The organism is Lunatimonas lonarensis (genome assembly GCF_000390185.1).
Taxonomy (GTDB): Bacteria; Bacteroidota; Bacteroidia; order Cytophagales; family Cyclobacteriaceae; genus Lunatimonas; species Lunatimonas lonarensis.
Genome location: NZ_AQHR01000096.1, coordinates 1 through 24,314 on the forward strand (window position 1 = coordinate 1; position 24,314 = coordinate 24,314).

General features: G+C 45.5%; 20 protein-coding genes. 6 read left to right on the forward strand and 14 right to left on the reverse strand.

Going from position 1 to position 24,314, the window contains the following annotated elements:
* Positions 1 to 217: hypothetical protein (locus ADIS_RS23465; protein WP_035806570.1), on the forward strand; the 217-nt coding region annotated here is incomplete at its 5' end.
* A 51-nt stretch (positions 218 to 268) separates the two neighbouring features.
* Here ADIS_RS23465 and ADIS_RS16505 read toward each other — a convergent pair.
* The 10 genes from ADIS_RS16505 to ADIS_RS16550 all read right to left on the reverse strand — a co-directional run bounded on the left by ADIS_RS16505 (position 269) and on the right by ADIS_RS16550 (position 12,333).
* Entirely contained in the window at positions 269 to 1,363 is a 1,095-nt protein-coding gene (locus ADIS_RS16505; protein WP_010855784.1) for a hypothetical protein, read from the reverse strand.
* A 160-nt stretch (positions 1,364 to 1,523) separates the two neighbouring features.
* Positions 1,524 to 2,456, reverse strand: coding sequence for a hypothetical protein (locus tag ADIS_RS16510; RefSeq protein WP_010855785.1), 933 nt, complete (start codon positions 2,454 to 2,456; stop codon positions 1,524 to 1,526).
* A gap of 306 nt (positions 2,457 to 2,762) precedes the next feature.
* Positions 2,763 to 3,062 carry a hypothetical protein gene (locus ADIS_RS16515; protein WP_010855786.1) on the reverse strand — a complete coding sequence of 100 codons (300 nt, stop codon included), beginning with the start codon at positions 3,060 to 3,062 and terminating at the stop codon, positions 2,763 to 2,765.
* Between the two features lie 11 nt (positions 3,063 to 3,073).
* Positions 3,074 to 3,265, reverse strand: coding sequence for a hypothetical protein (locus tag ADIS_RS16520; RefSeq protein WP_010855787.1), 192 nt, complete (start codon positions 3,263 to 3,265; stop codon positions 3,074 to 3,076).
* Between the two features lie 527 nt (positions 3,266 to 3,792).
* Positions 3,793 to 5,100 carry a hypothetical protein gene (locus ADIS_RS16525; RefSeq protein WP_035806616.1) on the reverse strand — a complete coding sequence of 436 codons (1,308 nt, stop codon included), beginning with the start codon at positions 5,098 to 5,100 and terminating at the stop codon, positions 3,793 to 3,795.
* 110 nt (positions 5,101 to 5,210) lie between these two features.
* Positions 5,211 to 9,131 carry a PAS domain S-box protein gene (locus tag ADIS_RS22435; RefSeq protein WP_051113338.1) on the reverse strand — a complete coding sequence of 1,307 codons (3,921 nt, stop codon included), beginning with the start codon at positions 9,129 to 9,131 and terminating at the stop codon, positions 5,211 to 5,213.
* Positions 9,132 to 9,294: 163 nt separating this feature from the next.
* Positions 9,295 to 9,531, reverse strand: a complete 237-nt coding sequence (locus ADIS_RS16535) for a (2Fe-2S) ferredoxin domain-containing protein (protein WP_010855790.1) — start codon at positions 9,529 to 9,531, stop codon at positions 9,295 to 9,297.
* 6 nt (positions 9,532 to 9,537) lie between these two features.
* Positions 9,538 to 10,791 carry a DUF819 family protein gene (locus ADIS_RS16540; RefSeq protein WP_035806574.1) on the reverse strand — a complete coding sequence of 418 codons (1,254 nt, stop codon included), beginning with the start codon at positions 10,789 to 10,791 and terminating at the stop codon, positions 9,538 to 9,540.
* Between the two features lie 195 nt (positions 10,792 to 10,986).
* Positions 10,987 to 11,613 (reverse strand): NUDIX hydrolase, encoded by a 627-nt coding sequence (locus tag ADIS_RS16545; RefSeq protein ID WP_010855792.1) that lies wholly within the window; start codon positions 11,611 to 11,613, stop codon positions 10,987 to 10,989.
* Positions 11,614 to 12,333 (reverse strand): hypothetical protein, encoded by a 720-nt coding sequence (locus tag ADIS_RS16550; protein WP_010855793.1) that lies wholly within the window; start codon positions 12,331 to 12,333, stop codon positions 11,614 to 11,616. It lies immediately after the preceding gene.
* Positions 12,334 to 12,522: 189 nt separating this feature from the next.
* Here ADIS_RS16550 and aceK point away from each other — a divergent pair, with 189 nt between their 5' ends.
* A complete protein-coding gene (gene aceK, locus ADIS_RS16555; RefSeq protein ID WP_010855795.1) occupies positions 12,523 to 14,259 on the forward strand; it encodes a bifunctional isocitrate dehydrogenase kinase/phosphatase in 1,737 nt (578 codons plus the stop codon).
* 42 nt (positions 14,260 to 14,301) lie between these two features.
* Here the strand turns inward: aceK and ADIS_RS16560 are convergent, their stop codons facing one another.
* Positions 14,302 to 14,811, reverse strand: coding sequence for a gamma carbonic anhydrase family protein (locus tag ADIS_RS16560; RefSeq protein ID WP_010855796.1), 510 nt, complete (start codon positions 14,809 to 14,811; stop codon positions 14,302 to 14,304).
* Between the two features lie 145 nt (positions 14,812 to 14,956).
* On the opposite strand from ADIS_RS16560, the gene ADIS_RS16565 reads away from it, so the two are divergent.
* The 4 genes from ADIS_RS16565 to ADIS_RS16580 all read left to right on the forward strand — a co-directional run bounded on the left by ADIS_RS16565 (position 14,957) and on the right by ADIS_RS16580 (position 20,885).
* Positions 14,957 to 15,676, forward strand: coding sequence for a YceI family protein (locus ADIS_RS16565; RefSeq protein WP_010855797.1), 720 nt, complete (start codon positions 14,957 to 14,959; stop codon positions 15,674 to 15,676).
* A gap of 64 nt (positions 15,677 to 15,740) precedes the next feature.
* Complete coding sequence (locus tag ADIS_RS16570) at positions 15,741 to 16,997, forward strand: anthranilate synthase component I family protein (RefSeq protein WP_035806576.1); 1,257 nt, start codon at positions 15,741 to 15,743, stop codon at positions 16,995 to 16,997.
* 146 nt (positions 16,998 to 17,143) lie between these two features.
* Positions 17,144 to 18,493: an NADP-specific glutamate dehydrogenase gene (gene gdhA, locus ADIS_RS16575; protein ID WP_010855799.1), complete on the forward strand. Its 1,350-nt coding sequence runs from the start codon at positions 17,144 to 17,146 to the stop codon at positions 18,491 to 18,493.
* 370 nt (positions 18,494 to 18,863) lie between these two features.
* Entirely contained in the window at positions 18,864 to 20,885 is a 2,022-nt protein-coding gene (locus ADIS_RS16580; protein WP_010855800.1) for a monovalent cation:proton antiporter family protein, read from the forward strand.
* A gap of 139 nt (positions 20,886 to 21,024) precedes the next feature.
* Here the strand turns inward: ADIS_RS16580 and ADIS_RS16585 are convergent, their stop codons facing one another.
* From ADIS_RS16585 to ADIS_RS16595, 3 genes are all read right to left on the reverse strand, one after another.
* Complete coding sequence (locus ADIS_RS16585) at positions 21,025 to 21,462, reverse strand: RrF2 family transcriptional regulator (RefSeq protein WP_010855801.1); 438 nt, start codon at positions 21,460 to 21,462, stop codon at positions 21,025 to 21,027.
* Positions 21,463 to 21,654: 192 nt separating this feature from the next.
* Positions 21,655 to 23,826 carry a bifunctional alpha,alpha-trehalose-phosphate synthase (UDP-forming)/trehalose-phosphatase gene (locus ADIS_RS16590; protein WP_010855802.1) on the reverse strand — a complete coding sequence of 724 codons (2,172 nt, stop codon included), beginning with the start codon at positions 23,824 to 23,826 and terminating at the stop codon, positions 21,655 to 21,657.
* Positions 23,827 to 23,962: 136 nt separating this feature from the next.
* Complete coding sequence (locus ADIS_RS16595) at positions 23,963 to 24,313, reverse strand: hypothetical protein (protein WP_035806579.1); 351 nt, start codon at positions 24,311 to 24,313, stop codon at positions 23,963 to 23,965.
* Position 24,314 lies beyond the last annotated feature (1 nt).

A 24,314-nucleotide genomic window follows, 5' to 3' on the forward strand; every position in this document is an offset into this window, starting at 1 on the left:
CTGCACGGCCGAAAACACCCAAAACACCAAAAAACAAGGTAAAATCAGCCAACAAAATCCACCCGGAAAGCATAAAGAAAAAAACAACCTGTCAAAATGCCGCAGAACCAACGCCCGGCAGCACCATTTTTCACACCACCGAAATCACCCCAACTTTTCAATCCCCATAGATACCTTCCCACAAAAAACCCGCTACGTTTCTGTCAACACAGGCTAAGCCCGAAATTCCGCTGCGCTCCACTTCGGTTTAGCCCTTGTATGTTTCTTTTCATTGCATTCTATTTACGTCTTGAGTTGTTTGTAAGGCTCCGATAGCTTCAAAAACTTCGTCTTGATTTTGCGTTTCCCTCCAACCTTTTAATGTTAATTCCTTTCTTACTTGGTCTTCTGTTTTATCTTTTACAAAGTGGTAAAATGCAAAGTCAACAACTTCTGGCGGAACTCTGTCAAGTTGGTATTTGGTTAGATTTCGTATAACTGCCATTACTGTCACATAGTAAGTAATAACAAGTTGTAAAATCCAATGAACTAATAAGCCAATCCATCCTGTATTTAGTTTTTTTATTGTAAGTCCTTGTTCAAATTTGATTTTTAAAAACTCAAAAAAACCAATCCTGTCATAATTGTTCTCATATAATATAATCTCGTATTGAAAGTATTGGTTTAAAAGATATGTCAAGCCAACTGTCCCTAATATTACATAATGGAGTTTGTCGTAATTAGTAAAGTTTGAAAACTTAATTAAATACTTAAAAGTAAAGCCTATGACAAATCCGACTAAAAACTCAAAAAGTCCAATAATGTAGAAACCACTTATTGAAACCTTTGCAAGTAAAAAAGCAATTAAGATTGTGAGTATTGAGCAACCAACAATATGAATGTAAAATTTTGGTTCTCTAACTTCGTCAGGTTTGGGTAGAGAGTCGGGAACTTCATAATCGTCCCAATTATTTATAGTTTCTTTTTCACTCACAAGGTTTTGGAGTTCTTCTCTGTCAAAGGATTTTTCTGTTTCTTGGAATGCGTAAATGAATAATTGAACACGTTTTGAGTTTCTGCCAACATCCCACATTTCATTTCCAAGTGTCACACTTTTTACTTTAATTTTTCCATACTCAAAAGTTGCTGTAATTCCTTCTGTCCAACGTTCTGTCCCTAATGATTTTTCGCTTCTTTTTGCTTCAATAGATTTGTCGTCTTGATAGACAATGTCCCAACCTAAGTCTTTAAAAGTTTTTTCTGCGATTGCAATAAATTCCTTAGCACTTAGTCTCGTGGTAAATTCTGAGGCATATTTTGGTGTCCAAGCGAAACTATGCTTCTTCTTAATTGTCTTTTCGTATTGTTTGTATTTCTCTTCCATTTACACGGTGTCTTTTAATATTTCTGCCAACGGTCCGCAGCTAAGAAACGTGGGGCTTTTCGGAGCAATTTCCTGTTCACCATAGCTAAAGTTAGTTCGAGGAACAAACTTTCATATACTATTGACCGCCCCATGTTTTCTTAGGTGCTGTTGGCGGTAGTTATTCATCAATCCTTTTCCAATGCCAATCTTTCCATTCAGGTCGATATTTTAAAAGATAAAATTCGATTCTTTCTTCAGGGTCAATTCTGCTCACTCTCACTTCCATTAACAAGTCATTCTCAAAAGCTACTTTTTCATATAATTTATCAACTTGGTTAAAAAGTCGGATTATTAAATTATAAATCACCATTGTGTCATGGAACATCTCAATCCACTCATCAAATGTCAAGGATTTTATTTGCGATGCGGGATCATTTTTAATGAAGTTATTTGGATGAATGTTTCTGGATAAAAAAGAGTATTTCGAATGTGCAATCGAATTTCTTATTTGGGTTCGATATGCATTTTTTATAGCTTGATAAATTTTTGGATATCTCTTTTCCAATCTGTCTCGTACTAATTTTCGGATAATTTTTTCCCGTGTTCCTGTTGCTTCTTTATCTCTATTACTTTCAGAAATTCGAAAATGCCAATCATAAGCCTCACCTAAGCAAAGTCTTGTCAATTGATAAAGTTTTTTTATGAAGAAATCTGCTTCCCAAATTTTTAGATATACCAACATCTCAAGTTGAATTGTCATTGACTCATGATCCACAATTTCGTCAATTTCCTTTTCCCGTTCTTGAGACCATTCATGCTGTTTAAGATAGTCAGAATGGTTTAAGGCCACAATTCCTGTTGTTCTATAGTTGTGAATGAATTCATAGTGAAGATAATCAGAATGGCCTTCCTTGTTTGGGCCTATCATGTATGGGCTTAATTTCTCAGAAAGATTTGTCCATGTATGTACTTCTGGATTGTAGAACCCATTTACGCGGATTAATAACAAGTCCCCATTATGAGTCTGATTTTTTAAAATATCATCAAACAACAGATCGAATTCTGGTTGTAATTCACATGTCTTTTTATTTAAGATGTCTTTAAATAACATATTTTCGATATTAAGGGAGTGGGGAGGGGGATTCGAACCCCCTTACTAGAATCCTAATAAGCTGAAGTTTCTTGTCAGTTTCATAAGTCATAGTTGCAATAGGCCCCACATCATAGTACCCACTCCGGCAATTACGCTTTTTAATGTATTCATAGTTTCTGATTTTAATAGTCCAACAATTATTGAAAAGATTGTGAAGCTAAACCATACTTCCATGCTTATGACAATCGAACAATACAATTCAACTCCTGTACATAGGCTCTTTAGTTTTTTTATACGAGAATCAAAAATCCATATTTTGTTTATTTATTCAGTATTCCAATATGCTGCTTCTGCTTCTTCTCCTTCACCAAACACATCTATCCATGGATTTTCACTACTATCATACCTAGGATCTCCCATCATAAAAGGTTCGCTGTCATCATAATCAGAAGAGTATTCATCCTGGTCATACTCGGGGTCAAATTCGTCATCCGCTTCTTTAAAAATTTGATTTTTTTCAAGAATATTTCGCACAAAACCCATTTCTTCCACCTTAACTTCATTTTTCATTTTTAAGCTTTCGAGCCGACCTAATAAGTAGTATAATTCTTCTATTGCTTTCATTATTAATTTGTTTAGAATGGTAAATCGTCATCTTCTAGATCTTCACTTTCTGTTACAGAAGCAGTATCATTCTCTTCGACCTCAGAAATTAACTCTTTTATCCGAGAAATGAGCAATTCAAGTTGCGCTTTTGTTACTTCCTCTCCGCTTTGAATTGCATCAAGATATCCTTTAAGCCAAATTCCAACTTTATTGTAGTCCATATTCGTTTGTTTTAATTACCGCCAACTCTTTTATAGGCGCAACCCGGTTGCGCCTATTATTCTTTAATATGGTTGCATAGGCGCATGTCGGTTGCGCCTATTTTATCGCCGCCCGTCAGGTAAATCTTATCTCCCTCATGGATCCCAACAACCTTTAGCGGGATCCACTGCCGACAGCTACCGATAAAGATAGGACTTAATCCCCGCCCAAAAAATACCCTGATCGGGGTAATTTTCGGTATCGGAGACGTAAGTCGTAAGATGTAAGGCGCAAGACTTAAGACGTAAGACGTTAGACATAAGACGTTAGATATGAGATATGAGATTCGCAAAAATTACCATCCAACATCCTTTCCAAAACCATGAATCCGAAGCGATCCTAACTTCCTATCCGCAACTCCATATATCGCCGAAGGCATATATCCACCTATATCGCGAAGCATATATCATTTCTATATCGCCGAACCTATCTACCGACAGGTAGAGGCATTTTTCGGAGAGGTAATAGGGATATTAGAAAAAAAACATCACGGCCGTATTCCCAAACTGAACTGGAGGTAGGGCCCCTGCATAAATTCACGCATGCTTAGCCCCCCCAGGTTGTATTGGCCTAAGGGGTATTCGTAACCTGCATGAACCCCGTAAACCAAATCAAAAAGCTTGATAGACGTCAAAGGCATCGCATACGAAATCACCATTTCGGGCTTCACCATCAGTCCGCGGCTTACGAGGGTCCCGTCGTATAGTGGTTCTTCAAAAAGCCTGGGGAAATCGGGCTTGTTTCGGTTCTCGAGGGTATAGCGTATCGTACCAAATCCCATACCTCCCAATACCCCCAGCTCCAGGTTTCTGATCTTAAGAAGCTGCCTGCCAAAATTGGTATAAAAGCGAATGCTGTTTAGCGTCTGGGCAAAATCATCGGTGGCCGACCCATAGGATGAAAGGTTCCACACTTCCAGGCCGTACATCTTGCGGGCATTCTCCCCGATCACTTTTATACCGAGATTGCCTCCCACCTTGGGCAGGGGCAAGTACCCCTGCTCTTCCAACGTCTCGTTGATCCCACTTGTCGTAACCTGATTTTGTCCGTAAAAGAAATGGAAACTCATGGTGGCATCACCGTAAAAAACGTTTCTATCCGGCAGGGAGATCCCGGCACCCACTCTCAAAAAAGCCCCACTTTGGATGTTGTCAAACGCAATGCCGTTAAGGTTCCAGGCACGTTCAAAGGGACTGAAGGAATACCCGAATTTCGATACCAAGGAGATGGCTTCGGCCATATTCGGAATATCCAAATCATAGCCCAGTTGAAACCCTATTTCGGTAAGAAAGCCTCCAAAATAATGGGCTCCCTTATGGATGTTGTTTTTCCGTAAGATGTAACCCTGTCTCGGATCTGACAGGAATGCCTCCAGATCGCTGGGCCTTCCTTCCTTCAGCATCTGAAAATTCATGTACCCAACCCCCATCGACATGTAGTGCAGAAACTGCACCCTGCCCTCTTCGGTGAGTGCGTAGCCAACATTGAAATAAAACCGGGACGTCCTGTAATCGATTTCATAATCGCCATAGAGCGATTTCGGACCACTCCCCTGGTACAGTTCCGCTCCAAAAATAAAGTCGTTGATTCGGGTGTGGTATCCCAACCCAATCATGGAATACCCATTTCGAAGGGGTGAGATACCCTTCTCTGCCAGCATTTCATTGAATTCCCGAACGTTTGCACCAGAAGGCCCATAGGTCAAAAACAAAGAGGAACGACGGGAACTACTTTCCTGGGCGTTCAAGTCAGAAATCAACCCACAAAAACAGACAAGTAAAATGTAAAATCGCATAGCAAACATCCTGCGACAAAACTACACCCAAAATTGGAAATATGCACCAAAGGAACAGTATTAGAACCATTTCACTGTTCAAACCCGTGGCGTCGTAGATACCGAATTGATCAAATATACTTGATGATCTTTGTGTATAGATCAGGAGGGTTGAAGGGCTTGGAGACGTAATCGTCCATTCCTGCTTTTTCCAATTGCTCCTGTACCTCTGAGAAAGATGAGGCCGTTAACGCGATTATGGGAACCCGGCGATCAGCCTCCCTTTCCTTTGCCCTGACCAACTTCGCCAGCTCGATACCGTCCATTACGGGCATTTGCAGGTCAATTAACAGGAGATCGAACTCTCCCTGTTCAAAATACTCCAGGGCAACTTGACCGTTTTGGGCGAACTCGATGGTGCCCACCCCCCATTTTTTCAGGTATTTCTTTAGCAACACTTGGTTGACCACGTTGTCCTCCGCGACCAAGATCCTTGATTTCTGCAGGTCTTTCAACAACCGAACCTCGGTGGAACCCTTTTTCCGATGGCTTTCTGCCAGATCAAAATCAAGGTCAAACCAAAAAGTAGTGCCCTTGCCCTCCTCCGAATCCACATGGATTTCCGACCCCAACAAAACGATCAATTTCTTGACAATCGCAAGTCCCAGGCCTGTTCCGCCAAATTTTCGGGTGGTATCCGAACTGGCTTGGGTAAAGGCCTCAAACACATAATCCAGCTTACCTGCGGGAATGCCAATGCCCGTATCGCTCACCTGAAACCTCACGGAAACAGTTGTTTTTGATCTGGCCAACTGCCTGGCCTGAATCGAGACGTTCCCCTCTTTGGTGAATTTTATCGCATTCGATAACAGATTGTTCAGGATTTGGGACAGCCGCACCGGGTCGCCCATGATATAGGCCGGCAACTCCGATCCGAAATCAAGCACTAGATCAAGCGACTTCTCCCGGATTTGATAGGCGTAGGAACGCACGATCCGGTTGATCAAATGCCGTAGGTCAAAAACCACGCATTCCAACTCAACCTTGCCGGAATCGATCTTATTGAAATCCAAAATATCGTTGATCAACCCCAATAGGTTTTCTGCCGAAAACTGCAGCGTTCGGAGGTTTTCATACTGATCCTCCCGGGGGTTCTCCTCCAACAGCAGGTGGGACAAGCCAATCACCGCATTCATCGGAGTACGGATTTCGTGGCTCATGATGGACAGAAACTGTGACTTCGCCTCCAGTGCCTTTTCAGCTCTTTCCTTGGCCAAAAACAGCTCGCGCTGGGTTTCCTTTAGCTTCGTATTATCCCTGGCAACTCCTGTATAATACTTTATTTCCCCATTTTCATCATAAATCAGCTTCCCGCTGACACTGAAAATCCGAAAGGATTTATCCCGGTGCTGCATCCTGCAATCAAACACCGGGTACTTTTTAAAATACCCAAAGGGAGCTTGCTTGCCGTGCTCCTCCATAACGGCCCGGTCGCCTGGATGCAGGTGATCCATAAATGCCCTTCCGGTGAATTCGAAGGTCTCATAGCCCAAAAACTGCTTGATATTCGGTGAAACATAGCTGACCGATAGCCCCGTATCTATGGAAAAGATCAACTCGGTGGATTCCTCGACCAGATTCCGGTATTTTTGTTCGCTCTTCTCCAGTGCCTGCTGGGTATTGCGCTCCCGCGTGATATCCCGAATGATGCCCAGAAAATAGGCCAGCTCATTTCCATCAAAAATAGGCATAGCGAGCAGCTGGTAGGTACGCTTCATGTACTTAAGCTCCATACTGGCCAGATTTCTGCTTTTCTTTGCCTTTTTAAACAGCGGCAGGATTTTGTCAAAATTAGTTGTGTTCGCCTCCTCAATGGTCTTGCCCTCAAAGTACTCCTTATCCAAGCCCCAGTACTCGAAGTTGGGACCCTCAGCTACCACATACCGGTAGTCCGGATCGATCAAAAACACATTGGTATAGGGAATATTGGAGGCCAACACCCGGTATTGGTTCTTAACCTTTTCGATTTCTGCCCTGTCCTTTTTTCGCTCCGTGATATCTTGAAACAATCCTTCGTACCACACGATATCTCCGTTGGCCACCCTAATCTCACTTACCTTATCCTCTACCCATCGGTACTTGCCCCGAGAGGTCCTCACCCTGTATTCCCGGGTATTTGCATGCTTCTCCGCTTCCTTAAACGATCGGAGATAGAGCTGAATATCGTCCGGATGGATAAGATCCAAAAAACTTATTCCTCCAAGAATCAGGTCCTTTGCCGTATACCCAAATTGGACAATGTTTTCAGTTACATAGGTGATCTGAAAATGCTTGGTAGGATCGAGGGTAAAGAGGATCGCGGGGCTTTTCTCGACAATCAATTTGGCTTTCTTCGCCAACTCCTCCCGCTCCCTTTCCTCGGTCAGATCGTTGAGCAGCAGCGTGTAGCCGAGAAGCTCTCCTTTTTTTGACCAGATTTTTGAAAAAACCATCCTACAATCGAACACCGAACCCTGCTGCACTTCCTGAAGGCGTACTATATCTTTACAAACTTCCTCCTGTAGGTATCGACTCGCCAGATCGGTCAGCAACGGAGACGGGGACTCGGGCAACTGAAAAAGCTCGTTTATGCTTCCCTTAAACCCGGAGGACCTACCGGTAATGATCCGCGCCTGTTGGTTCATGTAGATGACGTTAAATCGCACATCCGTCATAAAAATGGCCTCATTGACCTGTGCCAGGATTTGGGACTCCAATAAAAGCTCCTCTTCCAGTGCCTTTCGCTCGGTTATATCCGAGCAGAACCCAAAAATTTCCAATTGCTTGGTAGGACTTAGGTCATTGACCTGAATACTGTAGGCGATTACCCGCTCCTGCTTGGCAGGATCCTGGTATCTAAATTCTCCGGAGACCACCTTACTGGTGCGAAGCACCCTCTTGAGCTCCTGCCGGACAAATTTACGGTCTTCAGGGCTGACCAATTTGAAAAAATCGTCCATCCCCATGTACTCAAGGGAAGCATCCAAACCAAACAACTTACGCAGACCTTGGGATAGGTAGATACGCTTTTCCGAACGTAGAAATCTCCAGGAGCCTGATTTGGCGAGCAACTCAGTTTCCTGCAGAAGCCGTTCCCCTCGGTAAAGATCTGATTTCTCCCGCTGTTTGACCATTGCGGCACCAAACAGGTCTCCTACCTGTAGCAGTATCGGAAACGGATTAGTCCGATCCGGTTGGAAGGCATCCTTTTCGGGACTGCCCAGCAAGAGAACCCCAAAAAACACGCCCTTGGCAGTGATTGGAATTAGCAAAACAGAACCTAACTCCATATCCCTAAGCTCCGGCTCTTCAAAAGGCAAAAAGGAACCTCCTTCAAACGAAGGTATTCGCATCCATCCTTGGGCACGTAAGTCCCGAATCAAATCGGATTTTCCTTCCAAGGACACAAACCTGATTGGCTGCGCCGATCCGGCCAGGTGCTCCCTATGCCACTCTGACTCTCGCTCCAATCCATTTTTAGCACTATTCAACAGCAGTATCGCACAGCGGTTAAGATGCAGTTCATTTCCGATCAGGTTCAGCGCAAAAGGAATCATAGCCGACCAGGACTGCGCATCCATATCCAAGAAAAACCTGGAAAGGGTACTCAACAAAGGCGAAAGCGCGAACCACGTACCAGAATAGTGGGCCCCTGTTTCCGAAACCGCCCCTCCTTTCGTTGGGTCTACAGCATCCGTACCCACTTTACCCCTTCCAAAGGCAAAACCTAGCGGGCCGATTCCCTCCACGTAAGCAGCCTGTATATCCCAGACCATCGAAAGCTTGTCATCATATACCCCGGAAAGCGAATCAAACCTTGATCGGTCATTCGAATCAAAATAATGCCTGAGCCTGGATACAATCTCTCCATCGGTCTCAAAAAAAGATTCCCATCGGTCAAAATCGGCTAAACGAGTACCCTGAAACAAGACCGCTTGCTTTGAGAAAACCAAAAACACTCCCGTGTGACCGAGCCTCCGTTCCACCACCCTACTGTTAGATATTAAGTCCATGTTGAAAAATAAACAGCTTTGAGATCATTGGCTGCCGACCGATGATCCCAAAATTATTGCCTAAATGTAATAAATTATGTTAATTTTTTAGAAAAAAGGGTATTAAAAAATAATTAACAGGCAGTTTGGCCAAAAAAACCAATTAAGTGCTGTTTTTAAAACCCTATTGTATTTTACCCTTAAACTTTTCCACGTCCCCGTTTTTGAAAACTTCGTTTTCAAAAACCATGATCGGGCCGGACTTACAGAAGTCCATGCATTTTGTTTTGATTAACTTGAACCGGCCTTTATGCGGGTCGAGTTTGAGTACGGATTTTACCTCCCTGGTCAACTGCTTACAACCCGACTTCTTACAATCCGAGCCTGTACATACAAACACAAACTTGCGATACCTTCCCATGAGCTGTTATAGATTTGATATTAATTGGAGGAGGAGTCCACAAATATAGGCTCCATAGGTACCGACCGCATACCCCAATACCGCCAACAAAACGCCCACCGGCGCAAGGGAGGCATTAAATGCAGATGCCACGATAGGAGCGGAAGCGGCACCTCCTACATTAGCCTGCGACCCTACCGCCACAAAAAAGAAGGGCGCTTTGATAAAATACGCCACCACCAACATGATCAGCACATGGAAAACCATCCATATCATTCCGATCAGGAAGAAAAGAGGGTTTTCCAGCACCGCACCCAAATCCATCTGCATCCCGATGGTGGCGACCAAAATATACAAAAGGGCACTGCCAAGCCGGGAAGCGCCCACCCCTTCCAACTGCCGGGCCTTGGTAAAGGAAAGGAGCAATCCTCCCGTGGTCGCTACAATCACTATCCAGAAAAACACATTGTCCAGGGAGTATTGGATCAACCCGGGGTGGTTTTCCCGCACGTAGGGACCCAGGGTATCTCCCACCAAATGGGAAAGCCCGGTAACCCCAAACCCCAAACCCACCAGTACCATGGTATCTGAAAGTGTGGGAACCCGAACGATGCCCTGCCGGTATTTTTCCACTTTCTCCTGCAGTTCGATGATCGCAGAATTATCTGCTTTGAAGAATCGGTCGATTTTATCCGGCATCCCGGCACCGTACAACAAGGCCGCCATCCACACATTCGCGACAATGACGTCAACGGCTATCATTTGACTGAATAAGGTAGGGCTTGCCCCGAACACCTCCAACATGGAGGTTTGGTTGGCGCTGCCCCCTATCCAGCTGCCTGCTATCGTCGCCAGTCCACGCCAGGTTTCGTCCGCCCCTTCCATTCCCAACACCTCCGGCACAACTAGCGATACCGTGAACAACGCCAAAGGACCACCCAGGACAATTCCCGCTGTGCCGGCAAAAAACATAATAACCGCTTTTGGGCCAAGCTTTAGGATGCTTTTTAGATCAATACTGAGCGTCAACAACACCAAGGATGAGGGCAAAAGGTACCTGGAGGCTACGTAATACAGGCCGGAGTCTTCTCCCGAGATTACACCAAACGTATTGAGGAGCGCCGGAATAAAATAACAAAGAAGTACGGTAGGAACAACCCGGTAAAACCGCTGAAAAAAGGGGTGCTTCAAAGAGGACGTATGGAATATCAATCCGAGTGCAGCCACCAAGATCGCCAAAACGACCGCATCATTTGTTACGAGGGGAATCCTTTCTTCCATGAACACCTTAGCTTAGCCTATCTTATCTACCTGGACAACCGATTTGATCTCCGAATCGATTGAACCTTTTTGTATATCAATAATTTGCAATCGTCCATAATTTTTCCCAGCCTTTGGGGATGCCTTCCCTTATGCCTTCGGTCGGACGAGGGCACCGGCAGCAACCCAACGCTTGAGGGGGGGGGGGGGAATTCATCACCGATTTTCCCAAAGATACAATAGCTCGCTCAATATCATGGCGGTTGCACCCCATACTATTTCATTGTCTATATCAAAATAAGGAGCCGAAATCGTGAAAGACCCGGCCCTGATAGGTGCCGTTTTACGGGTCTGCTTTTGGGTTAAATGATCAAAACTACAGGTAATGAGGCGGTCGACCTCCCTTGGATCGGGCTGGAAAAGGGGTGGCTTTTCTGTGTATCCCAAAAAGGGGTAAACAGAAAAATCGCTTGGTGGGATATACAGATGGGACAATCGCCCAAAAACCGTTACTTCCTCGGGAAAAACACCTATCTCCTCGGATGTCTCCCTGAGTGCAGTAGCCTGAAGGTCTGGATCCGAAGGATCCCACTTCCCTCCCGGTAGAGACACCTGGGCACTGTGTACACCAGGATAGACAGGCCGCTTGATAAACGGAACCCTACATCCATCTGTTCCGGAATAGAAAAGAACCAAAACGGCACCTTGGCGTTTTCCCTTCCCCTGTCCAAACCTCCGGTCATCCAAGGGCAGGGGAGCCATTTCCTGTTGTCCCAGCCTACCGGGCAGCGGGTTTTTCAATGCCTCGGTCAACCGATCTACTACCTGATACAAATCCATCATTTACCGGGGCAAACTTAACTTTTCTTCCAGGTATCCGTGGCGCAGGTACTCCGGATTGGTATAACTGGACTCAAACATATGATAGAAGCCGTTGTCTAAGGAAACGATCCACAAAACCGGCGAAAAGCCACTTTCCCCCTCAAAAAAACCCGCTACGATCAAGTGTTGATCATCGATCCAAGCAGCATCTTCAAATAACCCAGAAGGCCCAATAAACAGAAGCCTCTCCCTCATGCCGTTTTCCCTGTAAAAAATAACTTCCGAATCAGGCTCGTAAAGAATGCCTCCCTGCTCATCGATGCGGACTTTGTAGTCAAAAACATCTATCACCCCCAACCCTTTCGGGTGCCTGATTTGGTGCTTTGCCAACATACTTTCAGATTCTTTAAGTGGGTTGATCTCGGGGCGCTCCAAATTTTCTATTGGGCTGGATTGGGCCAGGTCAAAGTCCGTTGCGTATCCAGAAAAGCCCTGCTCACGCCAATAACCCAGCCAGTCAGGCAGCAACAAAAGACCATCCGCCAGCATTTGGTTGCTGATATCCTGCATTTCCTGTCGCTCTACAACCACTTCCTTTTCCGACTCGGAAGAACCGCAACCCTGGGTAAACAATCCAAAAATAACCAGCAAAACACCTGATACCCGTAACCGAACCATAAGCCGTCCTTCCCGTTTTAAATTTCCTTCAAAATACAATAAATTAAAAAAAGGTTCGGACATCGCCCAAACCTTTTTCACTTATCAAACCTATTAAACCTATTGGGTTTTATTCATAGAATGAATAAACTTGCTTGAAAGTTAAGCATAAATTCGATTTATGCAAAAAAACCAAAATCACGAAAAATCAAATTATCCACCAATGGTCGGGTGATCATTCGATCCGTGGTAACAGGGCAAAAGAAAAGATGTATGAACCAGTCTGATAACTTATTGATCAACCGCCTGATAAGCGAAATCCTTTCGGGCTACGAGTCCTACATCGACCAGTTTAACGCATTTTCACGGCTTGCTCCGGTTAATTTCAGGGACCGCAACTGGAATGAACTGCAACAAAACCACAAAAAGCGCCTGAGGCTTTACAAAGATCTGCTACATATTAATATACACAACTGTAAAGCACTGCTGGGAACTCGCGCAGGAGACCGATCCCTGTGGTCCATGGCCAAATCTCGCTTTTCGCATTCGATTGGGGGACGACCCGATGAGGAATTGGCAGAGTCCTTTTTCAACTCCGTGATAAGGAAGGTAGTCCCAAACCTCTCCATCGACAATGCCATCATGTTCGTGCACCCGGGGACTGCACGAAAGGAACCCGATCCAGATGCCTCCCTATTTTATACCTATCCCAGCGAATGGGAGCTTACGCGGATTTTCAGGCAATTGTTGGTTGATTTTGACTTCGGGGTTCCCTTCTTCAACAAGGCGGAAGACATAGAATTTCTGGAAAAAGGCTTCAGGGAGGTAATCCTCACCCGATACCTTGCGTCTGAGGAAACAACTATTCAGGTATTAAAGAACGTGTTCTACCGCAACAAGGCCGCCTACCTGATCGGAAGAATTTTCATCGGCGGGAAGTGGATGCCCTTCCTCATACCCTTTGTGCACAACGAGAAGGGGGTATTTGTAGACACGCTTATTTTCAATCCCAACATCATGAGCGGTATCTTCAGCTATACCCGCTCCTACTTCATGGCGGAAATCAAGATTCCCGCGCAGGTCATTTCCTTTTTGACCTCAGTAATAAAAAACAAAAAAAAACACGAACTCTACAATGCCATCGGCTTCAATAAGCATGGAAAAACGGAGTTTTATCGGGACTTCCTTGATCACCTTGCCTCCAGTTCCGATCAGTTTATCCTTGCACCTGGGATCAAGGGCATGGTTATGACCGTCTTTACCTTGCCCTCCTACAACATTGTCTTTAAGTTGATCAAGGACCACTTTGATCCCCCGAAAAACATGACCCGCCAACAGGTGCGGGAAAAATACAAGCTTGTTTCCCTTCACGATCGGGTGGGCCGGATGGCCGATACGCATGAGTTCGAGGACTTCCATATACCGCTGGAACGGATCCATCCGGAGCTTCTCTTGGAACTCAAAAACACGGCCAATTCACTTTTGGAGCAACGGGGAGATACCTTGGTGATCAAACACCTATATACCGAACGAAGGATGGAACCCCTCAACCTTTTTTTGGAAAAGTGCAGTTTAGAGGAAGCGAAACAGGCCGTGGAAGAGTACGGCAATTCCATCATGCAGTTGGCGCAGGCAAATATCTTCCCCGGAGATATGATGGTAAAGAACTTTGGGGTTACCAGACAGCGCAGGGTGGTTTTTTACGATTACGACGAGATCGAATTCATGAGGGACATGAATTTCCGGAAAAAACCGCGACCGGAGACATTCGAACAGATCTATGCCTCAGAACCCTGGTACGATATTGCGCCAAACGATGTGTTTCCCGAGGATTTCAAGCGATTTATGATTGGGCGAACGGACGTACGGGATCATTTCTTTGAGGTACACAAACATCTATTTGACCCAAACCATTGGAAAAGCATACAGGACAAACTCAATCAGGGAGAGCTGATCCATGCCTTTCCCTACCCGGAAAGCATCCGTTTCCGACCCCACGAAAAAATCTGAACCCGCATGGAATGGTGGACTCATGCCTAAACGCAAGCGCAATCACTCATACCAGCTGGCATACATGGGGTAATTGCCGGCTATTCGCTGAATTTCACTTTTCATAAACTCACCGGTATCTTTTACCTTCTTTGCAGGTATGCCGGCATAGACGCTATTAGGCTCAACTACCGTATCAGCTAATACCACTGCTCCGGCAGCAATTACTGCTCCTTCCTGAACCACCGCCCTATCCATCACAATTGCCCCCATGCCTATAAGGACATTGTCATGGATAGTGCACCCATGCACGATGGCTTTGTGGGCAATGGACACATTGCTTCCAATGTAAGTGCCCGCCTTTTGATAGGTACAATGGATCACCGCCCCATCTTGGATGTTGGTCTGATTTCCTATCCTGATCTCATGCACATCTCCCCGCACGACGGCATTGAACCAAACCGTGCAGTTATCTCCCATTATGACATCGCCCACCACGGTGGCATTATCTGCGATGAAGCACCCCTCGCCCCAAACCGGGGACTTGCCATTTACCTTCTTAATAAGCGCCATTATTTCGTTTACATTAGTTGGATGTACGTGGATAAACCAATCAAATCAATAATTTTTTTTTACCCAGCGGTGAACTTTTTGAGGGTAAAATAGTTTTCATGTATGTACATTTAATTCTAAGCCAATTAAACTATCTTTCAAAACTATGAAACTATTTAAAATTTCAACGTACCTTTTTGCTCTTTCCATTGTTGCATTTGCCTGTGGTAAGGGCGGAGATACTGTAGAGACCCGCGAAGCGGCTGAAGTAGCGGCAGGAAGCGGTGTTACCTTATCATTGGACACTGATGCCAGTAAAGTGAATTGGAGAGGCTACAAGCCAAGTGGTCAGCACTTCGGCATCATCCCAGTAGTAGCGGGCGATCTGAAAGTGGATGGCAACGCGATCACCGCGGGTAACTTTACCTTCGACATCACCAAATTGGAAATCCACGATCTTGAGGCAGGCTCGGAGAACTACGGGAAATTGTGGGGACACCTACAGTCGGACGACTTCTTTGATGCGCAGAATTTCCCTCAAGCTACCTTTGAAATTACCTCCATCGAGCCATTCAGTGCCGGAAGCATCGAGGACAGTGAGGAGTTTGAAACGGAAAACACACCAAAAAGTGCAACCGAGATCGCTCCATCCAACCCAACACATTGGGTAAGCGGTAACCTGACTATGCGTGGAACAACCAAAAACATTAAGTTTCCGGCAAGCATTGCTGTAAATGATGGTGGTGTGAGTGCCAAAGCTGGTTTCAATATCGATCGTACGGAGTGGGGTCTTTCTTACGGCAACGAAGCCAATGCAGTAGACAAAGCTAAAGACCAATTTATATATAACACCGTAAGCGTTGATTTCGAAATCAATGCAAATTAATTAGAATGTCAGGTATCTAAGGGCTAGCGGGAACGTTAGCCCTTTTTTTATGTAATTTCGCCACATGGATATTGCCGTATTTCGGGCCACGGTTGTTTGGGACAATGAATGGATCAAACGCCTGCTCTACTGGTCGAGAAAGACTTATACCTATGTTAGTTATTTTAACCCAAACCAGGTGCACTATCCGCGTGGCGGATTTAAACATCTTCTATTAGCTGGAAATCAGACAATTGACATGGAATCCATTCATACCCACAGCGGGTACTACGCTGCAGGCATAGTGAGCTATGATCAAAAAAACAGGTACGAGCACCTCGCTAGTGAAAACAGATCGTTGGCGTCATGCCCTGACGCAGTTTTTTTTCGTGCTGCGTTTCGCGTGGAATTTGAATTCGGCAACGCACATGTTTTCCATCCGAATGCTGCGAAAATTATCGACGAAATAGGATCCTTCCCGTTACCCTCCTCCAATACAAGAAATTCAAACGTAATAATAAAGCCTATTACCTCAAAGGAATCGTATTTCCAAAACTTTGCACGGATTCAGGAACACATTCGTGAAGGGGACATTTACGAGATGAACTACTGTATCGGATATGAGGGACGTTTTGAGGTGATTGATCCCATCGAAATTTATCTCAAACTCAACGGGCTGTCCCCTATGCCATTCAGCGGGCTGTTTGTTACGGGAGACCGGGCTGTTATAAGCGCATCGCCTGAGCGGTTTTTGAAAAAAGAAGGAAACACGCTCTTAGCCCAACCGATTAAAGGAAGCACCCGCAGAGGGAAAACGGAGGAGGAAGATGAAGAACTGGTTTCGAAGCTTCGAAACAGTGAAAAAGAACAGGCCGAAAACCTAATGATCGTAGATCTCATGCGCAATGATTTGGCTAGAGTGGGAAAGATCGGAAGCATCACCGTCGATGAACTGTTTGGGGTATACCGGTTCAGAAGGATTTCGCAAATGATTTCCAGCGTCAGTTGCACGCTTCCAGATGATGTGAGCTTTGCCCAGATACTCTCCAAGACCTTTCCCATGGGCAGTATGACCGGCGCCCCAAAAATAAAAGCAATGGAACTGATTGATCGTTATGAGGACTTCAAACGTGGCTGGTTTTCAGGCAGTATGGGATATATAGACACCAAGGGAGACTTCGATTGGAATGTCATCATCCGCAGTGTAGTGATTGACCAACATCACGGAACCTTCTACTTTGGGGTTGGCAGTGCCATCACCATAGATGCCGATGCGAACAGCGAGTACGAAGAGTGCCTGCTAAAATCGCAGGCAATTTTTGAGGTGTTTGACAATCTATAACTACAATCTTGGTTATATTTACCGGCTTGTTGCCTGAAATGGAAATTCCCCTCCAAAAAACCGCTTAACTTTTGGAGCTAATACCCTGATTAGCGCAGCAAACTAACATCCATACCAATAGCTATTGAAAATAAACCCCAGCCTACATGACAAAAATCAATCACGTACTTGATTCAATAAAAGATAGAAATCCCGGTGAACCCGAATTTCACCAAGCGGTGTTGGAAGTCTTCGAGAGTATTGAGCCCATTCTTTCTAAGAACGACAAGTACCTGGAGGAAAAGGTTTTCGAACGAATGGCGGAGCCGGAGCGGATCATCACCTTTAGGGTTTGCTGGACTGATGACAACAATCAGATCCAAGTCAACAGGGGCTATAGGGTCCAAATGAACAGCGCCATGGGCCCCTATAAAGGAGGCCTCCGGTTTCATCCCAGCCTCAATCTCAGTATCCTCAAGTTCCTTGCCTTCGAACAAACTTTCAAGAATGCATTGACGGGGCTACCGCTTGGGTCTGGCAAGGGAGGCGCGGATTTCAATCCCAAGCACAAATCCGACCGGGAAATCATGCGTTTCTGCCAGGCTTGGATGCTGGAGGCGCAGCGTCATATAGGGCATTTCACCGATATCCCGGCCGGAGACATCGGCGTAGGAGAAAAGGAAATCGGATATCTGTTTGGTGCATTTAAAAAAATCAGGAACGAATTTCAGGGAAGCATCACGGGGAAAGGCCCTCTTTGGGGCGGATCTTTCCTTCGGCCCGAGGCCACCGGCTATGGTTTGGTACACTTTGCCGAATACATGCTGACTGAAATCGGTGAAAACCTGGAAGCAAAAACCTGCCTGGTTTCAGGTTCAGGAAACGTCTCCCAATTTGCCATCGAAAAGCTACTGGAGCACAAAGCCAACGTAGTCGCATTCTCCGACTCAACGGGATTCATCCACGATGAAGAGGGTCTAAATGCGGAAAAGCTGGCCTTTCTGAAGGAACTGAAAAACACCAAACGGGAAAGCGTAGCGGGCTATGCCGAAAAATTCAAATCAGCCACCTATTACGAGGGAACCGAAAAACGTATTTGGTCCGTTCCGGCGGATTGTGCCTTTCCCTGTGCCACCCAAAACGAACTGGATGCGGACGACGTAAAAGACCTCGACAAAAACGGAGTCATGTTGATAGCCGAGGGCGCCAACATGCCCCTGACGGATCCTGCGATCAAAGCCGTCCAAAAATCCAATATCATCTATGCACCCGGCAAGGCTGCGAATGCCGGCGGAGTAGCCATCTCCGGTCTGGAAATGACGCAAAACAGATTGGGCAGGTATTGGCCCCGAGATCGAATGGAAATCGAACTAAGGGTGCTGATGCAGGGAATCCATGAAAACTGTCTGGATACCATGAAAAAATATTCCCTCGATAAGCAGGACTATCTAAACGCCGCCAACATTGCAGGTTTTGAAAGGGTCGCCAAAGCGATGGTAGCACAGGGAAGCTGGTAGCCCAATGGTTGGTTCCAGCGCTTTAAGTAGACGATAATCCTATTGATAAGGGCCAAGCAACTACGTTTGGCCTTTTTTTTTCAGATATAGCGTGCTTTGTACCCGGATAGCATACCTACATACCACCTTTAGAATTTTTTTAGATGAATTTTATCAAGCGGCTTGCTGGACAGGTTTTTGTATTGTCGAATAAATGGCATGATCTTTACTCCGATTTGGTTAACTTTACCCAAGAAGTGCTGGTTCGTTAACCACGGAATTATATGAAAGGTATGGAATTCAAAAAAAGGAAATCATTGCATAATCTAGATGGAGAAGTTGTTGCTTGATTCCTTTTTTCCAACCCAAACAATCCTTTACAACAGCTTTTATGTTTCCAACCCTACTCGCAGCAGCTGAAATACCCCTCCTTTCTGATATTGTCGTCATCTTTGGGTTGGCCACCTTGGTGATACTCCTTTTTATGCGGTTAAAGCTGCCGACGATCATTGGGTATCTGTTCACCGGTGCCATTGCAGGGCCCTATGGCCTTTCTTTGGTAGATGCTTCCACCGCTGTGGAGGTTCTCTCAGAGATAGGGGTCATCCTACTGCTTTTCGTCATAGGGATGGAGTTCTCACTACGAAGCCTCATGGCCATAAAGAAAGCCGTGTTTATAGGAGGAGCTTTACAAGTGCTTTTTACGATTGGCTTTACGACCCTGGTTTCCTACCTTTTTGGTTTCTCTTGGCCCATAGCTGTTTTTTTTGGTTTCCTTTTTTCGTTGAGCAGTACGGCGATTGTCCTGAAGATTTTGCAGGAGGCCGGACAGGTAAATACCATTTCCGGTAGGACTACATTGGCCATTCTCATATTTCAGGACATAATCATCGTGCCTTTTGTATTGTTCACTCCCATGCTCGCTGGAGAGTCGGACAATATTCTGCTATCTCTGCTTCTTCTTGCCTTCAAAGGAGGGGTTGTCATTGTATTGACCATTCTAGGTGCCAAATACGTGATACCGAAAATACTGTTTCGGGTGGCGCGGACGCGAAACGAAGAGCTGTTTTTGTTGAGTATCATCGTCATTTGCTTTGCCGTGGCCTATGCCACCTCATTGCTTGGCCTATCACTTGGTCTTGGTGCGTTTTTGGCCGGCCTCATTATCAGTGAATCTGAATACAGCCATCATGCGACTGGCAAGATCCTGCCCTTCCGGGAAATATTTCTAAGTTTTTTCTTTGTCTCGGTGGGCATGCTGTTCGATGTTTCCTTTTTGTACGATCACCTACTTGTAATCCTGTTATTGGTACTGCTGACCTTTGTGCTGAAATTCACTGCGGCCACACTAGCTGTGCGGGCAATAGGCTCGGGATATAAAGAAGCCTTTATAGTAGGTTTTTCCCTTTTTCAGGTGGGTGAGTTTTCATTGCTGTTGGCTAAGGAAGGTCTGAAGTATAACTTATTGGATAACGAAACCTACCAGTATTTTTTGGCCATTTCGATCCTCACCATGGGCATCACACCTTTTCTTCTAAAAAACCGGGAAATTTTGGCTTGCCGAATCCTGAACGCCCCATTGCCATCTAAAATCAAAAACCGACTGGACAGCAACCAACCTGCGCCCATTGAATTGGACGAAGAAAAACTAAACGACCATTTGGTCATTATAGGATATGGCCTAAACGGAAGAAACCTCGCAAGGGCTGCGAAAACCGCTGACATTCCTTTTGCAATAATCGAGATGAATCCTGAGACGGTTCGGGATGAAGCAGCAAAAGGCGAACCCATCGTATATGGTGATGCCAGCAATGGGGCTGTACTTGAACACATAAATATCCATAAGGCGCGGGTTGTGGTAGTTGCCATTTCAAATAGCGAAGCAACCAAAAGTATCGTTCTGCACGTGCGGTCCCTCAACCCCAATGCAAGTCTGATTGTCAGAACCCGCTATGTAAATGAAATAGAATCCCTGATGCACCTAGGCGCAGACGAGGTCATTCCGGAGGAATTCGAAACATCCATAGAGATTTTTACCCGGGTACTTAACAAGTATCTGGTTCCCAAACGCAGCATTGCGGCATTTACAGAAGACGTAAGAACCCATAACTACGAGATGTTCCGGTATTCGTCGCTCGAACAAGGACCGGGGATTACATTGGATGTGCCCGAAATCAACTTTGTCAGCGTCAAGATCGAAAAAGACACAGGCCCCTATTTGGGACAGCCCATAAAAGACATCAACCTACGCGAAAAAGCAAACGTCAACCTCGTAGCGATCAAACGAGAGGGGGTCACGGAAACCAATATAACGGGAGAAACCAGGCTCAAGCTTGGCGACGTGATCTATTTGGTTGGCAAGCCCGAGGCATTGCAAGCTTTTGAAAAAACCGTAAGCCTTCCTGCTGATTAGCACCCATCAAAAACCGATCGACCCATTACGCTGCTGAATTTGGAGAATGCTTGGCCCTGAAAGCTGCATTTGAGCAACACAGAATCAGGCCTCTTCGTTTGGATCCAATAAAGGTAGATTTCACATTCACCACGACAGCCTATGCAAACCTTGCCAAAACGGAATCCCCGTTTTCCACTTCCTGGGCTATCTCCTTCAAGGTTTTTCGCGTGAGCATCTCTTCCAGTTGAACCCTAATCCTGACAATGTCACTGTGCATAGGGCAGGGGTTGGATTCGGAACAATATTTAAGCCCTAGACTACACCCGGTAAATAGCTCATCGCCGTCGATTGCAACGACAAGATCCTTAAGTGAGAATTTGCCCTGCTCCTCCTCAACGTAAAATCCGCCCGATGGCCCTTTTTGGGAGGAAACGATGTTTTTTCTAACCAAATCCTGAAGAATTTTGGCGGTGAAAGGCTCCGGAGCCTGAACATGCTCGGCAATTTCTTTTGCGCCCACACGAAGTCCACTTAGACTTTGCTTCCAAATATAAATCACAGATCGGATGCCGTACTGGCAGGCTTTTGAAAACATAGGGTTGGGGGTTAATGTGTTACTAAACGATTAAATGCACATCAAATTGGCGAAAACAGTATCATAAACCAAACCAATATTTTTGGGTTTTTGTTGCCCAAAAACAGCAATTTTCCAAATCGGAATAAGCTCTTTTTTAAAAATTTATCCGTTGAAACCAGTTTCATTCTGCGAGATAAATCAATACACGCACTAACTTACCATGAGGGATAAAAGCTTTCTGACTTCCGTGGGATTCTTGATGTTATAGTTGGCTTGGGTGTAATCATATCCAACCCGAATCGTGTAGGAATCCTTCGGCATGGCCTTAAAGGTATCCTCATCGGTCCAATCGTCGCCAAGCGCCAATATGAAGTCATAGGCTGTGCCACGCATAAAAGCAGTTGCCGCCCTACCCTTGTTAATATCGGGCCGCTTAATTTCCAGCACCATATTTCCCTCCAATACCTGTAGATTATGCCCGCTGGCCATGTATTTCAAGTGGCTAAAAAGCTCCCTCATACGCAGGTCGCCCAGCCCACTCTCCACTTTCCTGTAATGCCATACGAGGGAATGGTGCTTTTCTTCGATAAATGCCCCAGGAGTACGGAGCACATAGTATTCCATCACCTGTCGAATATCCTCCTTCCATCCATCGTCCACATTGGCATAGAGTTCCCAGTCCTCTTGATCAGATTTCTTCAGCCAAACGCCATGTTCCGCGATCATTTCCACCCGCTGCTTCTCAAACCATTTTCCGAGCGTCTCCTTATCCCTACCACTGATTAATACCACCTCACATTTACTAGCCAACTTATCTACTATCTGCAGCAGTTCCTGATCGGGGTAGGCATCCCCCGGATTCGTCTTAAACCCTACCAGCGTACCATCATAATCCAAGAATACGATGGGCCGTTTGGCATTCCTAAATCTCCCCACCATCTCTTCTATCAATGGCTTATCGATCGCTTTGGATTGAAACTCCTGCTGTTTCTGTTTGACATGCGTAAGGCGATCCATAAACACGTCCACCCACTGAAAAATATCGTAGCGACGTAGGCTAGCCTGCATGGAGCCTATCCGGGATTTACGCTCCGCTTCCTCCATCGTCAATGCATCGATAATCGCTTGCTTTACCGCCAAAATATCATTTGGATTTACCAAAATGGCATCCACCAGTTCCTTGCTGGCCCCGGCCATTTCCGACAGAATCAGCACACCGTCTTGGTCGGTTTTAGAAGCGACGAATTCCTTACACACCAAATTCATACCATCCCGCAGCGGAGTAACCAACGCAATATCAGACATGGAATAAAAGGCACTGAGTTCTTCAAAGGGAAAGCCTCGGTAAAAATAGTGGATAGGCACCCAGTTCAGCGTACTGTATTTGCTGTTTATACGGCCTACCAGCGTATCGATCTCCTTTTTAAGTTTCATGTAGGACTGAACCTTGGCTCTGGACGGAACCACCACCATGATCATCGAGACCTTGCCATGAAAATCCTCCCGCTCCTCCAACAACTTATCAAATGCCCTGATCCGCTGTGGAATACCCTTGGAATAATCCAGGCGGTCGATGGTGATCAGCAGCTTCTGATCACCAAGTTGGTCTTTAAATTTCTTCTTTTTCGACAGGGTCTTTTTGCTAAGGGCCGCTTGGGCGAACTTATCATAGTCGATCCCCATGGGAAAAGAATCCACATTTACCAGCCTATGATCTGCTTGGATGTAGCCACTTTCATTGGACAACCCCAGAATACGACCAACGGCACTTAAAAAATGCCTCATATCATCATAGGTGTGAAAGCCTATCAGGTCGGCACCGACCATTCCTTCCAACAGTTGCTTTCGCCATGGCAGCATCCGGATAATTTCGTAAGAAGGAAACGGAATGTGCTGAAAAAAGGCTATCGTCGCATCGGGCAACGCCTCCCGAAGCATCATAGGGAGCAAAAGCAGTTGATAATCGTGTACCCAGATCGTATCTGTGGGTTCGGCCACGGCTAGTATGGCATCGCAAAATTTCTTGTTGACGGCACAGTAGGCCTCCCAGTAGGCGTCTTCGTAGTTGATGTACTGGGTGAAATAATGAAAGGCTGGCCAAATGGTTTCATTGCTGAAGCCTTCATAGTATAGCTCGATGTCTTCTTTTGACAGAAAAACTGGAGCCATTTTCAGCTTTTTCAACTCATCCGCTACCTCGACTTGCTGCTGCCTGTCCTCCACAGCGTTGCCGGGCCAACCAATCCAAAGGTTTTCTCCTTGTTTATAAATAGATCCCAAGCCGGTTGCCAATCCTCCGGCACTGGCCTTGAACTCAAATTTTCCCGATTTCAATTGTAAACTAACCGGCAATCGGTTCGAAACAATAATAGTCTTGTTCATGCTTGTATTTTAAAACGAAAAAAGAATCTGCACCAATTGCAGTCAAATCCTATGCCCACTCGGACACGATATATCCGAAGTTAGCCAAAATACCTCGTATATTCAAGAAATGAACTAAATGAGCCCTGAAGGAGGCCTACCTCCTGTGGAAAATATTCCCCAACAAATTCCCGGTCAACCCGCTGAATCCACCCAGCAAAAAACCAATCACTCCCGTGATTCCCAGCAAATAGCTGCTGTTTTTCAACCCAAAGATCTCGCTCATTCGCATAGGCAACTGCGAATCTGTTGTGAGCCATAGGTACAGTGGAAAAAACAACCATACGGCCCCAACCCCCAACCCGATGGCCATAAATGCCGTGATTTGGTTTGCCCTTACAAAAACGGCTACCAAAAAAAGAACGGCCATGATAGCCCAGTAGGGCAACCAAAACCCCAAGAGCATCCAAACCAAAACCGACGTAACAAATAATATAGCGAATTTCATA

Bases quoted from the DNA above. Each gene is read 5' to 3' on its own strand.
- ADIS_RS16505 (WP_010855784.1), bottom strand. From the start codon at position 1,363: ATGGAAGAGAAATACAAACAATACGAAAAGACAATTAAGAAGAAGCAT.
- ADIS_RS16510 (WP_010855785.1), bottom strand. From the start codon at position 2,456: ATGTTATTTAAAGACATCTTAAATAAAAAGACATGTGAATTACAACCA.
- ADIS_RS16515 (WP_010855786.1), bottom strand. From the start codon at position 3,062: ATGAAAGCAATAGAAGAATTATACTACTTATTAGGTCGGCTCGAAAGC.
- ADIS_RS16520 (WP_010855787.1), bottom strand. From the start codon at position 3,265: ATGGACTACAATAAAGTTGGAATTTGGCTTAAAGGATATCTTGATGCA.
- ADIS_RS16525 (WP_035806616.1), bottom strand. From the start codon at position 5,100: ATGCGATTTTACATTTTACTTGTCTGTTTTTGTGGGTTGATTTCTGAC.
- ADIS_RS22435 (WP_051113338.1), bottom strand. From the start codon at position 9,131: ATGGACTTAATATCTAACAGTAGGGTGGTGGAACGGAGGCTCGGTCAC.
- ADIS_RS16535 (WP_010855790.1), bottom strand. From the start codon at position 9,531: ATGGGAAGGTATCGCAAGTTTGTGTTTGTATGTACAGGCTCGGATTGT.
- ADIS_RS16540 (WP_035806574.1), bottom strand. From the start codon at position 10,791: ATGGAAGAAAGGATTCCCCTCGTAACAAATGATGCGGTCGTTTTGGCG.
- ADIS_RS16545 (WP_010855792.1), bottom strand. From the start codon at position 11,613: ATGATGGATTTGTATCAGGTAGTAGATCGGTTGACCGAGGCATTGAAA.
- ADIS_RS16550 (WP_010855793.1), bottom strand. From the start codon at position 12,333: ATGTCCGAACCTTTTTTTAATTTATTGTATTTTGAAGGAAATTTAAAA.
- aceK (WP_010855795.1), top strand. From the start codon at position 12,523: ATGAACCAGTCTGATAACTTATTGATCAACCGCCTGATAAGCGAAATC.
- ADIS_RS16560 (WP_010855796.1), bottom strand. From the start codon at position 14,811: ATGGCGCTTATTAAGAAGGTAAATGGCAAGTCCCCGGTTTGGGGCGAG.
- ADIS_RS16565 (WP_010855797.1), top strand. From the start codon at position 14,957: ATGAAACTATTTAAAATTTCAACGTACCTTTTTGCTCTTTCCATTGTT.
- ADIS_RS16570 (WP_035806576.1), top strand. From the start codon at position 15,741: ATGGATATTGCCGTATTTCGGGCCACGGTTGTTTGGGACAATGAATGG.
- gdhA (WP_010855799.1), top strand. From the start codon at position 17,144: ATGACAAAAATCAATCACGTACTTGATTCAATAAAAGATAGAAATCCC.
- ADIS_RS16580 (WP_010855800.1), top strand. From the start codon at position 18,864: ATGTTTCCAACCCTACTCGCAGCAGCTGAAATACCCCTCCTTTCTGAT.
- ADIS_RS16585 (WP_010855801.1), bottom strand. From the start codon at position 21,462: ATGTTTTCAAAAGCCTGCCAGTACGGCATCCGATCTGTGATTTATATT.
- ADIS_RS16590 (WP_010855802.1), bottom strand. From the start codon at position 23,826: ATGAACAAGACTATTATTGTTTCGAACCGATTGCCGGTTAGTTTACAA.
- ADIS_RS16595 (WP_035806579.1), bottom strand. From the start codon at position 24,313: ATGAAATTCGCTATATTATTTGTTACGTCGGTTTTGGTTTGGATGCTC.